The 12,388-nt window shown below is 66.0% G+C and carries 12 protein-coding genes, 1 tRNA gene and 1 pseudogene; 7 read left to right on the top strand and 7 right to left on the bottom strand.

Going from position 1 to position 12,388, the window contains the following annotated elements:
- Positions 1-104: 104 nt before the first annotated feature.
- From FHU39_RS05645 to FHU39_RS05635, 3 genes are all read right to left on the bottom strand, one after another.
- Positions 105-323: a hypothetical protein gene (locus FHU39_RS05645; protein WP_183319448.1), complete on the bottom strand. Its 219-nt coding sequence runs from the start codon at positions 321-323 to the stop codon at positions 105-107.
- 15 nt (positions 324-338) lie between these two features.
- Positions 339-992 (bottom strand): hypothetical protein, encoded by a 654-nt coding sequence (locus FHU39_RS05640; RefSeq protein WP_183319447.1) that lies wholly within the window; start codon positions 990-992, stop codon positions 339-341.
- Between the two features lie 443 nt (positions 993-1,435).
- Positions 1,436-1,512: transfer RNA gene (locus FHU39_RS05635), tRNA-Ile, on the bottom strand.
- Positions 1,513-1,727: 215 nt separating this feature from the next.
- On the opposite strand from FHU39_RS05635, the gene FHU39_RS05630 reads away from it, so the two are divergent.
- The 7 genes from FHU39_RS05630 (at position 1,728) to FHU39_RS05600 (ending at position 7,545) form a co-directional block, all read left to right on the top strand.
- Positions 1,728-2,456, top strand: coding sequence for an amino acid ABC transporter ATP-binding protein (locus FHU39_RS05630; RefSeq protein ID WP_183320908.1), 729 nt, complete (start codon positions 1,728-1,730; stop codon positions 2,454-2,456).
- Between the two features lie 89 nt (positions 2,457-2,545).
- Positions 2,546-3,397: a glutamate ABC transporter substrate-binding protein gene (locus FHU39_RS05625; RefSeq protein ID WP_183319446.1), complete on the top strand. Its 852-nt coding sequence runs from the start codon at positions 2,546-2,548 to the stop codon at positions 3,395-3,397.
- A gap of 113 nt (positions 3,398-3,510) precedes the next feature.
- Entirely contained in the window at positions 3,511-4,191 is a 681-nt protein-coding gene (locus FHU39_RS05620; protein ID WP_183319445.1) for an ABC transporter permease subunit, read from the top strand.
- Positions 4,188-5,111 (top strand): amino acid ABC transporter permease, encoded by a 924-nt coding sequence (locus tag FHU39_RS05615; protein ID WP_183319444.1) that lies wholly within the window; start codon positions 4,188-4,190, stop codon positions 5,109-5,111. Before FHU39_RS05620 ends, FHU39_RS05615 begins: the two co-directional genes overlap by 4 nt.
- 84 nt (positions 5,112-5,195) lie before the next feature.
- Complete coding sequence (locus FHU39_RS05610) at positions 5,196-6,680, top strand: hypothetical protein (RefSeq protein ID WP_183319443.1); 1,485 nt, start codon at positions 5,196-5,198, stop codon at positions 6,678-6,680.
- A 70-nt stretch (positions 6,681-6,750) separates the two neighbouring features.
- On the top strand, positions 6,751-7,122 hold the full coding sequence (locus tag FHU39_RS05605) for a hypothetical protein (protein ID WP_183319442.1): 372 nt from the start codon (positions 6,751-6,753) through the stop codon (positions 7,120-7,122).
- Positions 7,123-7,284: 162 nt separating this feature from the next.
- Positions 7,285-7,545, top strand: coding sequence for a thiamine pyrophosphate-binding protein (locus tag FHU39_RS05600; RefSeq protein WP_221185367.1), 261 nt, complete (start codon positions 7,285-7,287; stop codon positions 7,543-7,545).
- A gap of 104 nt (positions 7,546-7,649) precedes the next feature.
- On the opposite strand, the pseudogene FHU39_RS25190 reads toward FHU39_RS05600, so the two are convergent.
- The 4 genes and pseudogenes from FHU39_RS25190 to FHU39_RS05580 all read right to left on the bottom strand — a co-directional run.
- Positions 7,650-7,958 (bottom strand): annotated as a pseudogene (locus tag FHU39_RS25190) (transposase); the annotation flags it as partial.
- Between the two features lie 49 nt (positions 7,959-8,007).
- The gene (locus FHU39_RS05590) at positions 8,008-8,922 is read right to left on the bottom strand and encodes a transposase (RefSeq protein WP_183319441.1); all 915 of its coding nucleotides are present in this window, start codon (positions 8,920-8,922) and stop codon (positions 8,008-8,010) included.
- 167 nt (positions 8,923-9,089) lie between these two features.
- Positions 9,090-11,417, bottom strand: coding sequence for a GAP1-N2 domain-containing protein (locus tag FHU39_RS05585; RefSeq protein WP_183319440.1), 2,328 nt, complete (start codon positions 11,415-11,417; stop codon positions 9,090-9,092).
- Positions 11,414-12,370, bottom strand: a complete 957-nt coding sequence (locus tag FHU39_RS05580; RefSeq protein ID WP_183319439.1) for a hypothetical protein — start codon at positions 12,368-12,370, stop codon at positions 11,414-11,416. Before FHU39_RS05580 ends, FHU39_RS05585 begins: the two co-directional genes overlap by 4 nt.
- Positions 12,371-12,388: the final 18 nt, after the last annotated feature.

The following is a 12,388-nucleotide window of genomic DNA, read 5'->3' as shown; positions in this document are numbered from 1 at the left end:
CTGAACCGATCCCTCCTGCATCACATTCCGCATCGTGGCAAGCCTCGGAGACACGCACAACGCAATATCACCGTGAGAGCTCCGCGCGAGAACTTCCCCCTCGCTCAGCCAAGTTGGCCCACGACCGTCTCGGACAGCTCCGAAGCCTCCTCGACCTCTGCAGTCGGCGCCATCTTCAGCCGTGGGATGCACAGCGTCAACACGACCGCCACGCCGCCGTCCGAAGACAGTTTCGCGACCTGCGCGTTCCATGGTGCGGCGACTGGTTGCCCAATTTTCTGGCGCCGCTCCTCATTGTGAGGAGCGGCCGAGGACTCGCCCACGCAGCCTCCGAACGTTCAGGGCCCTCGCCGGGCGCGGCAACGCTCAGTCTCAGGCGCGTCTGCCACATCCGGGTCGACAGTGCGGGTGATTGCAACGGCTGGGCCAGGCATGACCGTCGCGACATACGTGCTGCCATCATCTCCGTCGTACTCGAACCGCCAGTTGTGGCTATCTGTCTCCACGCTGTCCGATCTGAGCGTGAAGGCTGCGGTGACCGCCGAATATGCGGCCGTGAGTTCCGCGCGTGCCAGGCTCTCCGCATCTTCGCGGCTGGGGGCGATGGCTCCACCCACCCCGGCGGCCGTCCGAAGGTTGTGCCAGACCGCCTTTGCGCCGTCCCAGGCGGCGCCGCCGACAATGCCGGTGACGGCGGCTCCACTGACATACAGCATGGCCTGAACGGTCTGCCCCGACGCGCCCCAGCTGAAACGCGACTTATGAATATCGAGTGCGTACGGCGCCTCGGCGCCGCCCGCCCGATCGGGTCTAATCACCGGAGCCAGCGCTGCCATAAGCGCGTCATCCGTCCAGACCGCCACGTCTAACCCGCTCGGACTGGACGAACTCACGTATGTGTAGACCTCCGTCGGCGGCTGATCCGGCATCGGGCCAGCGTAGATCCGAATATCGAAGCGGTCGACGTAGTCGAAGGGTGCCCGTTCGCTCATGTGCTGACGCTATACGCGCCGCGCTTCGCGAACGTTTCGACCGGTTTCGCATCGCCAGGTGTCTTTGCCACCACGCGCAGATGGCGGCGACGCCGTTGCTTCCCCATGGGGGCGGGACGGAGGGATCGAGTGGCGAGGCACTCGGTACCGGGAGTTCGAGCGGCCCGCTGCACGGGCTGACCCCGCACGGGCTGCGGCATGCGGCAGCGTCGCTCGCGGTCGCATCGGGTGCCACGGTCAGCACGTTCAGGCGATGCTCGGGCACAAGTCGGCGACGATGACGCTAGACGTCTACGCCGGTCTGTTCGCCGACGGACTGGACGATCTCGCGGCCCGTCTGGGCGCATCCGCGCGAGCAAATGAGGACCAATTGAGGACTGAGGCAGCCGAACGCGCTTCGCGTGAGCAGCCGGTCAGCGAGCTACGTGCCGTCTGACCTGCTGTGGTGGGGCGACTGGGGCTTGAACCCAGGACCGACGGATTATGAGTCCGCTGCTCTAACCGGCTGAGCTATCGCCCCTCGTGCACGGCACATTGTGGCATCACCGGTGAGCGATCCCATGAGCAGGTCGGACGCCTGCCCCGGTAGCAGGCCTCCGTTCACAACAGCCCGGCAACGAAATCGCCGCCTAGCGCAAAATGCTTAAAAAACCCTGAGTCCGCCTTGTAGGGTGCATACCCATGACGGAGCACGAACTCCCCGCCGGTCAGACCAACGTCGCCTCGGGCGAGCCTTTGGTGCGTATGACGGAGGTCAACAAGCATTTCGGCGACCTCCACGTGCTTCAGGACATCAACCTGGACGTAGCCAAGGGCGAAGTCGTCGTGGTGCTGGGTCCCTCCGGCTCCGGCAAGTCGACGCTGTGCCGCACCATCAACCGCTTGGAGACGTTCGAGTCCGGCACCATCACCATCGACGGCGAGCCGCTGCCGGAAGAGGGCGCACAACTGGCCAAGCTGCGCGCCGACGTCGGGATGGTCTTCCAGTCCTTCAACCTGTTCGCGCACAAGACGATCCTGCAGAACGTCACGCTCGGGCCGACCAAGGTGCGCAAGATGGGCAAGGCCGACGCCGAACAACTGGCCATGGAGCTCCTGGAGCGCGTGGGCGTCGAGAAGCAGGCCCAGAAATACCCTGCACAGCTCTCCGGTGGACAGCAGCAGCGCGTCGCCATCGCACGGTCGCTGGCGATGCGCCCCAAGGTGATGCTCTTCGACGAACCGACCTCGGCCCTCGACCCCGAAATGATCAACGAGGTCCTGGACGTCATGACCGGTCTGGCGAAAGAGGGTATGACGATGATCGTGGTGACCCACGAGATGGGCTTCGCCCGCCGGGCGGCCGACCGCGTCGTCTTCATGGCCGACGGTCAGATCCTGGAACAGCAGCGGCCCGAGGATTTTTTCGCGAACCCGACATCCGCACGAGCGAAGGATTTCCTGTCCAAAATCCTCACCCACTGACCACTGATCACCACGACAGTACGGCGATCACCCGTCACCTCGGTCGCCACAACCACCACGGGCAACCCGTGAATCTGGAGGGAAAAATCATGAAGTTACGAGCTACCTACGCCGCCACCGCAGCAGCGGCACTCACTCTCGGACTCGGCCTCACCGCGTGTGGTGGAAGTTCCGGCGGGTCCAGCGCGAGCGACGCCGTCTGCACGTTGCCCGATTCGGGCCCGACGGTGAAGATCGGCATCAAGTTCGACCAGCCCGGTCTCGGCCTGAAGGACGGCGACAAGTACACGGGCTTCGACGTCGACATCGCACGCTGCGTCGCAGCCGAACTCGGCTACAGCAAGGTCAACTTCGTCGAGTCACCGTCCCCGCAACGCGAGAAGATGCTGCAGGCAGGCACCGTGAAGATGATCGTCGCCACTTACTCCATCACCGACGAACGCCGCAAGGAGGTCAGCTTCGCCGGCCCGTACTTCGTTGCAGGACAGTCACTTCTGGTCGGCAAGGACTCCGGCATCAACGGGGTGGACGACCTGACCGGGAAGAAGGTCTGCTCGGTGACGGGCTCGACGTCGGTCGACAACCTGAAGGAGAAAGCACCGAAGCTGGTGCCGCAGAAGTACGACACCTACTCCGCGTGCGCCGAGGCACTGGCCTCCGGCTCCATCGACGCGATGACGACCGACGACGCGATCCTGGCGGGCTACGCCAACCAGGAGCAGTACAAGGACAAGTTCAAGCTGGTCGGTGGCACCTTCAGCGAGGAGAACTACGGCATCGGCCTGAAGAACGACGCGGCAGATTGCAAGAAGGTCGCGGACGCCATCAAGACGACCCTGGACAACGGCAACTGGCAGAAGGCCGTCGACAACAACCTGGGCTCCGACTACGAGTACAACAAGAAGCTCAACCCGCCGAAGTCGCCGACCTGCCAGGCCTGAGTTTCTTTTCCTAGCAACGAAGTTCGAGCCGTTCCCGGCGGTGACCAACCGTCACGTGGCCACCGCCGGGACCGGTCTTCACCACTCCGCAACAGATTGGAAGGGGGCAACCGGTGTCTTCGCTCTTCTCCGACTATCAGATCTGGACGGCACTCTGGGCCACGATCCGGCTCACCTTCTTCAGCGCCATCGGCAGCCTGATCGTCGGCACCATCGTCGCGACGCTGCGGCTGTCCCCCGTGGGCATTCTGCGCTTCGTCGGCACGTCATACGTCAACATCTTCCGCAACACGCCGTTGACACTGATCATCCTGTCGTGCAGCTTCGTGCTCTACATCCAGCTCGGCATCTCGCTGGCCGACTCGTCGGACCGAGCCTTCGCCGACATCAACGGTTTTCGGCTCGCCGTGGTCGGTCTGACGGTCTACCACGCGACGTACGTCTGCGAGGCACTGCGCTCCGGCTTCAACACGATCCCACTGGGTCAGGCGGAGGCCGCACGGTCGATCGGGCTCACCTTCAGCCAGACCATGCGCGAGGTCATCCTGCCGCAGGCGTTCCGCGGCGCGGTCGTGCCGCTCGGCAACACCCTGATCGCGCTCACCAAGAACACCACGGTCGCGGTCACCATCAGCGTCACCGAACTGTCCGCGGTGCTCAAGACGGTCACCGAGCGCGACCCGGGCCTGCTGAACATGGCGTTCCTGGTGGTCGGCGCGTTCTTCGTGATCCTCACGCTGCCGATGGGTGTAGCGACCGGCTGGCTCGGTAAGCGCGTGGCGGTGAAAAGATGAGTGCATCGGTCCTTTTCGACGCACCCGGGCCGAAGGCCCGGCGTCGCTCCGCCCTCCTCGGCATCGCGGGCGGCGTGATCTTCGCGGTGATCATGGCGCTGGTGATCTGGAAGCTGGCCGACAAGAACCAGTTCGCCAGCTACAAGTGGAAGCCGTTCGCCGAGTGGAGCACCTGGAAGAACTACATCCTGCCGGGCCTGTGGGGCACGGTGAAGGCCGCGATCCTGGCCATCCTGATCAGCGTCGTCTTCGGTGCCGTGCTGGCCATGCTGCGGCTCATCGATGTCCCGAAGAGCAACTCCTCCACCGCGATCGCGCTGCGCGCGGTCACCTGGATCGTCACGGCATGGGTGGAACTCACCCGCGCGCTGCCGGTGCTGCTGATGATGCTGTTCATCTTCGGCTGGCTCACCGCGCACGGACAGGGCAGCGGCAGCGGGCCGCTCATCGCGACCGTTGCCGGGCTGGTCTTCTACAACTCGTCGGTGATGTGCGAGGTCATCCGGTCCGGCGTCGACCAGTTGCCGAAGGGGCAGTCGGAGGCCGGTCGCTCGATCGGCCTGACGGAGGGGCAGACGGTGCGGCAGATCCTGCTGCCCCAGGCGATCACCGCGATGCTGCCGTCGCTGATCAGCCAGGTCATCGTGATCCTCAAGGACACCGCCCTCGGCTACAACGTGCTGTATGGCGAGCTGCTCTACCGCAGCAAGCCGGCGACCTCCCTGAACGGCAACATCTTCGCGATGCTCGTCGTGATCGCGGCCATCTACATCCTGCTCAACTACGCGATCAGCAAGCTGGCCACCTGGGTCGAGCGTCGGCTGCAGGCACGCGGGCGCACCGCTGGTCCGGCAGCTCCCGCCGGGGACCCGGCAGGGCCGACCAACGCACCGGGCGTCGCGACCGGGGAGGCCGCCTGATCACCGCCTGACGCGATCTTGCGGCGCCGGTGGTGCCGCGCAATTCTCACGTCCTGAGGACCCCCGCCGACATATTCTTCGCGCGTGGAAACCCAAGCGCAGGACTGGTCGCCGGTCCCTTGGTTGATGAGGTCGTGGCGGCGCGCGGCTCCGGATCCTGCGTTGCGGGTGCAGCCCCGGATGATCGAGGCGATGAAGGCATACCCGGGGGTGCGCAAGACCTTGGTGCCGGGCACGTTGACCCGCTACGAGAAGGGCGAGTTGACGCCACCGTTGCCGGTGATCGCCGCCTTGGAGGACATCGTCGGGCTTCCGCAGGGTGAGATCAGCTCCTACCTACCCGCCGGCAAGCTGAACCTGCGGGACCGTTCCGCGCAATGGAGCCTGCTCACCAGGGCCGATGCCGCGGACACCACCCCACTGTCCGGCCAGGACTGGCTGGATCTGGCAACGCTGGTCACCACCGGCACGCCACAGTCACCGGAACGGGTCGCCTTCTGGTCACACCTGCTGGTCAACGAGATGTCCCGCTCGACCTGTGCCGGGTACCGCCTCCGCATTCGCGCCCTGGAGCTGCTCGCGGCTGACGCGGTCATCAGTGGCCCCGTGGAGGATGCCGTCCGCGACCACCTCACCGCGTGCGGCCACACCGTGATCGGTGACGCACTGGCGGCCCTGACGGAAGTGCACCACCCGCGCGGGACCGCTCTTGCACTGCAGACGTATCGATCGCTTCGCAGCGAACCGGCCGAGTCGGTCGCGCACGTGCTCGCGATCGACCTGAGGCAGGGGCGCACCCGGCCCCACCTCTGGGGCGCCATCCGCGACACGCTCCGGGAGGATCTGTCCAGCGGTCACACCGAGTTGGAGTCCGTGGCGACGATCGTGGCGTCCAGCTTGACCCCGGTGTTACTGAGGGACGTGTTGTATCCCTTCAGCCGGGAGCAGTCCCGGCGGGTGCAGTTGAGCATCGTGCGGTCCCGCCCGGAGACCCTGCCGACCGCGGATGCCCGCGAGTTCCGCATCGCCTGCGCGAGCCTCGCCAGGGAGCTCGCCGGGCAGGTGACCCGCCGCCACGAGGACGGGCTCGCGACCTGGCTGTGGCGCGCCCTGGTCGACGGGACGGACCCGTTCATCGCCGGTCTCGTCGTGTCGTCGAGCCCGTACGGACACGCGCTGTCGCACGAACTCGAACGCCGCTACTGGTCCGGCAGCACCACGCGGCAGGGCCCCCTCGGACGCGCACGGGAGTTTCCGTTCACGTCGGTCGCGCTGGGCACCTGCCGGCGACGCGATCCGGAGACCCTCGCGGCCGCGTACCGTGCCGGCTCACCGTCGGAGAAGCGGCGGCTGCTCACGCCGCTGGCGCACCACCGCGCGTTCCCGGGTGAGATCGACCTGACCACGGCGATGCGCGAGACCGGTGCGACGTCGCGTGTCATCTACGCCGCCGGTATGTCGGCCCACCCCGGCCTGACCGGCCTGGACGACCCCGCCATACCCGGCAGCCAGCGGCGTGCCGCACGCTGGTGGGCGAACGGTCCCGACCCGAGCAGGCTGGCCAGCTGAGTACTTGTACGCGGGCCGGATGAGTACTTTCACCGATGGCACCCGATGCGTGTGGGAGGAAGCTCGTGTCATGGCCTCACGTCCCGTCGTACGAATCCTGCAACAGAGTGCGGGGACGATCGGCGCGGGCCTCGCAGCGGCACTGACCTGGTGGGCGTGGATGGGCCGGCTGGGTGACACCGAATATCCCGTGTGGACCGGCGTCGGTTGCGTCGTCACCCTGATCGTGATCGGTGTGGTGGCCGCCTGGTGGGTCCGGTGGTACCTGGTGGCGGTCGCCATGACCGTGTGTTTCACGATCGCGTATGCCGCGACCGTGGTGCCCGGGGACGACACCGGCCTCTCCGGAGTCGGCGTGCTCATGGTGCTGGTCGGTATGGCGGCCGGGTCGATGTTCGTCTGCGGTATGACGCGGCTGGCGCGCGGCAACCGGGCCGCCTGAAGCCTCCCCGGGGATACCCGCATTACAGCTGACACATCGCTGAATTGACGAAGAGGTATTGGACGGAGCCGGGTTCGCCCGACCACGATGGGTGTGCAGCCGTCACGAGGTAGTGGCGTACCGGTACTGCTTCTCGATCCAGCTGAGGATGTCGCCTTGACCATGCCACTCGACCCGAGGGCCGACACCATCACCGGCGCGGAGAGCCTGCTCACGACCCTGGTGTCCTCCGACGTCGATGTCTGCTTCGCCAACCCCGGCACGTCGGAGATGCACTTCGTCGACGCACTCGACCGGGTCGACGGCATGCGGTGCATCCTCGGGATGTTCGAAGGAGCCGTGGCCGGCGCGGCCGACGGGTACGCGCGGATGCTGGACCGCCCCGCCTGCACCCTGCTCCACCTCGGGCCGGGCCTCGGGTAGGGCTCGGATCCGGGAGAGGACCTCGGCCAGCGGGTAGTCGCCGGGCGGTAACCGGAGGGTGAGGTGACGGGCGTGACGGACGAGTCTGGCTGGGACACAGCCAGTAATTCGTGGCGTAACCGGTGCATGCGTGCGGTTCCGGCGTCGTCGGACAGGCCGGTCAGCGCTTGCAGCATCACGCTGATCGCCCCGGCCAGTAGTGCACTCCACATCCAGACCGTGTTCACCGCGGCCTGGCCGGAGGGGAGATGATTGAGCCCGGCACCGAGTTTGGCTTCCCGGAACCGTTCCTCGATCGCGGTCCGGCCCCGGAACCAGTGCTCGACCGCCACCACGTCCGCCGGTGTGGTGGTGAGCAGGTTGGTGACGATGAAGCTGACCGCCCACGCATGATCGGTTTCGCCACCCAGCACCAGCGCGAGCTGGTTCTTGTCGATGGTGCGCCGCCGCCGGGACCGGCCATCAGCGGAGATGTCGCACGATCGTGTACGCGTCCGGTGGCCACCCGGCCGGGGCGTAATCCAGAACGGCGACCTGCGCGCCGTGCATATCCCGGGCCGGACACCACGCCCCGGCGGGAACGGCGGCCAGTTCCCGCCAGAACGCGCTGTTGCGTTTGGCCGCGTCTGCGTAATCAGCGCCCAGGCCGGTGGCGGCCCACGCCAGTTCAGCAGTGAAGTACCCCGCATCAGCACGGACCTTGGGGCGGGCACACACCGCGGCCGGTAAACATGCGACGGCCCGGGCCAGCAGGCCCGCGCAGCGTGGCCGCACGTCCTGGTCACCTGCCAACAAGTCTGCCGCCAAAGGCAACCCGGCCTCAGCCCAACTGGCCAGGTGTGGTCGGCCAGCGCGTTGCCCCACATAGTTGTACGCCACCCCGCTCTTGGCACGGCCGAACACTTCGACCTCGGTGGAATCCAAGTCAATCGTCGGCGACCGCAGCACCAACGGGGACCGCACCCGAGCCGGCAGCAGGCGCAACCACCGCGAGGTCACTACGGCGATCGCGTCCTCGATCCCGGCCACGTGCGCCGCAGTGAACCGGCGGGCCAACGCGCCGGTCGTGGTCGAGGCCGGTGCCGCCACCGGCCACAGTTCCTGCCCCGCGACGTCGGCGCGAACCCGATCCAACCCGACCAGCGCGTCATGACCCGCCAACTGTGCACACGTCACCGCCAGCACCAGTTCACCGGCCGACAGCCCACGGGCACGTGTCTTGATCGCCGGAACGTGCCCGTCCAACGCATCGACCAGGCCCAGTTTGTCGACCAGCTCGGTCACCGCGCTCATGCCCGAAGCCCCGGTCAACGACGCATCCGGCGCGCCGATGCGCACCTGCTTCCGGGAACTGATGCGACCACGTAATCTCGTCACCGACAGGGTGCCTTCCTGCTTTGGAACCTCGAACTCTTAGACAAGCTCGATTCTCCTTGCAGGACAGGCACCCTCGTCACATCACACGCCGACGGGCCCCAACAAACCCGCCGCTACTCGCGGATCTGGGACTGAGCGTCTTGGTTCCTCGTCACTACGTCTTTCCGTTAATGGCGACGGGGACTCCCCCTCCGTTCAATTTCTCGCGTAGACTTGCCGCCCCAAGGCGGGCGCAGTGAGCGACCCGTTCGGCCGGTGAGCAGTTCGAGCCAGGCATCGTTAGGGCTTTGGTCGGAGAAGTAGTGCACGACGGAGTCAGCGTACTGGCGGTTGCTGTCGGTGAGCAGCGCGAAGTCTCGCGTTGCGAGGTCCCGGAGCCGATACCGCTGGATGGATGGTCGGCGTGCGATTTCGCGGATTCCTCGTCCGTGCGCGAAGCCATTCGGGAAGTACTCCGCGAGTGTGGTGAGCGCGTAGTAGCAGACGAGGCTTTGGCGGTACACCTTGGTCGCTCGATGGGCGGCTATTAGGATGCGTTCTGCGGCGGCGTCCTTCCCTTCGATGCGAGAGATCACCTCCATCAGTACGGCGAGGCGTCTACTGCTCGGGCTCTTCAGACAGATTTCACGGTCGACGTACAGCTGTCGCCATATCCGGGCCTGTCCGGATGGCAGGGACTGCAGGCTCCTTTCGATCGTCTCCGCCGATCTGGGGACATCGATCACCGGCATCAGCGCGCCGATCGGGACGTCACCCGCGCCCCGGATCAACCGGCGCAAATCCGTCATGTGCGGCGCGTCAGGGTCTTGCAGCACGTGTGATCCGTGCTGCGAAGCAAGGTCGGTCACGAACTGGCCCCAGACCTCCGGCAGCCGGACGCCGGTGCTCAGTACCGCGATGGCATCGAGGTCCTCCGCTGACGGATTCCGGTTGCCGAGCACCGACTGGAGCAACTCGAGGTGTGCTGCCGGCAGGGTGCCGCTAGTGGCGGCCGATCGTACGATCTGGTCCCGAACGATATCGCCGACGTACGGGTCGGTGAAAAGGCGGGGCGCGACTGGCGCAAGCGCAGCCGGGTCGCTAAGTACCAGCTGCCGAAACGCTGGTTCCAGCGTTCGGATGTCCCCCACCGGTGGGACTCGACCGGTGCGCGTGTGTGAAGCGAGGAGATCGACCTGCTGCCTTCTCGCCAGCTCTGGTCGGCGCACCCATAGCCGAAGGTCTGGCGCGACGGTTTCGATCGCGTGCGCGTAGTCCCGGTTGGGAAGTTCCGCAGGTTTGTTCAATGCCGCCAGCAGCAGCAGCGCTGGCCAGTTGCGGGTCGGCGATCCTTCATCGTTCGCGTGACCTAGCAACGTCGTTGCAATCAAAAACAGGGAATCGCTGTGAGGTAGCCGGTCCAGCGCAGTGCAAAGCTCACGTTCAGGGACGGCATCGCCCAAAGCATCGAGGACAGCCCGGTCGAACGCGTCCCACATGTCGTGGTGTATCGCATCCTGTGAGGCCAGCAGACTGGTGACGATCTGATCCCGGCTCACGTCGCCCGACCCGCCACGGACCAGGGCCCCTGCTACGGCGTCCCGGATCTGAGTGAACTCGAACAGCTGTCCAGCACACTCCGGGGTTCTGAGCGCAGGCAGCACCGCTGCGACGTCGGTGGTGGACCCCTGCAGCCCCGCGGAGACCGCGCAGACTGTGCGCCGGAATGCCTTGACCCGGGTGTCCTCGGGACCGCTGAGCCCCATCCACATCGTCGTGGCCATGGTTGATCGGAGTTGGCTGTTGGAAAGTAGCGTCGTGGCGGCTGTCTTCGCCTCGGCGCAGGCGGCGGAGGGCTGGCTCCGGGTGCTACCGGCGGGACCCGGTCCGTGGATGGTGAAGAAGCGGGCAAGTTGTCCGGCTTCATAGGTTGAGAAGGATCGCGCGTCAAGGAGGCCGGGCAGCATTCTGTCGACAACCCGCATTGCTGCGACGAGCTCGTCAGGCGAGCCGTTCAGCCGAGCGGCCGACCCCTGCGCGAGCAGCTGCGTCAGCAGGTCCCGAGTAACAGCGCCCTTCGCGTCGTGAGGATCAGTTCCGGCAATCTCGGTCAGCAGCTGATTGACGTCCAGCTCCGGCAGTTCTCCGAGGGCGTTGTCCGACTTTGGCCCGTGCCACCAGAACCTGCCGCGATACAGCGCCAGGCACCGGGCGACGCTCAGTTCGGCGATGGGTCCGACCAAGACGTGCGCGGCGAAGTTGCCCGGATGACCCGCCTGGTCGTCGGCGAGAAACTCGCGGCGAAAGAGAAAGCGAGAGGCCCCGGAGTCCAGCCATCCGTACGAGACAGGTGTAGTTGACGCCCCGGCAGGCTTCGTGTACTCGCATAGCCGAAGCGCGAGCGTGTGCTTCTTGGTCTGGGAGTTGAGCAGGCCAGGGGAGGCGGCGACGGGCTGCAACCGGCCGACGCCCACCAGGCCCCTTTTGGCCCAGGCGTAGCGTAGCTGGTCGATCATTCTGCCGGAATCATGGGTCGCATCGCCTCCAAGACCGTCGCCAGCGGGTCCATCACCCGCAGCGGCGCGGGCCGACCGTGCCGAGCGGCTCTGTCCGACTCACGACCCAGCACTGACATCGCGTGAAAGGACGTCCGCGGGTATCCGTCGGCCAGGCGCAGCAGCTTACGCTCGTTCATGTCCGCCAGCAGCTGGCGGACCTCACCGTCAATCGCCCGGATGTCGTCTCGCCAGGCTCTGGGTCCCGGAGCATCGGAGAAGAGGTACTTGCGCCCGGCCGCCCGTTCAATCAGATCACTCTTCGACAGCGCAATGGCCAGGTGTGGCGTCTTGCCCCCGCCGGGTCTGGGTAGTTCGCTCAGTAGCGCCTCCAACAGCGCCGTCTGGTTCAGATCTCGATCTCCTCCGCCGGCTTCTTCTACTTCGTCGGGGTCGAGGTTCCATTCGATCCGCTCGATGTCGAGAGGGTCGGCGATGAAAATCATCGCGCTGGCACGTCGGAGAAAGCTGGCTGTCACCTGGCGCGTCTGGTTGGACATCAGCGTTTCGCCGCTGATGTCGTGGGTGAACAACAGGAAGGGCCGTTGCCCGGTCAGTTTGACGCGGAACATCAGTGGTGGCCGGATGACGTGGTCCATCACCGGCGTAACCAAAAGCTGTTCGCTCCTGCGGAACATCGGTTGGTAGTAGTTCTTGTGGAGAGTGGACGCGGTCTCCTCGAGCGGCTCGAACAGCTCCACGCCGTAGTCGGCGAGGCCGTCGAACCGCGTCGCACCGTTCAGGCTGGAGCCGAGGAAATAGGTCTTCCCGGCGCGGTTCAGCCCAGCGACGGCCAGGATGAGCGCGTCACAGTCGTCGAACTCCTGAGGCAGTGCATGCAGGCACTTCGTGCAAGCCCGACGCGGCATATCCCTGGAATCGCCGAACTCGGAGACCGGTTGCAGGTGTGTCATAGCGTTGACCAACCTGTT

It is taken from the genome of Flexivirga oryzae, assembly GCF_014190805.1.
GTDB lineage: Bacteria > Actinomycetota > Actinomycetes > Actinomycetales > Dermatophilaceae > Flexivirga > Flexivirga oryzae.
This window is presented reverse-complemented; position numbering and strand designations above follow the sequence as displayed.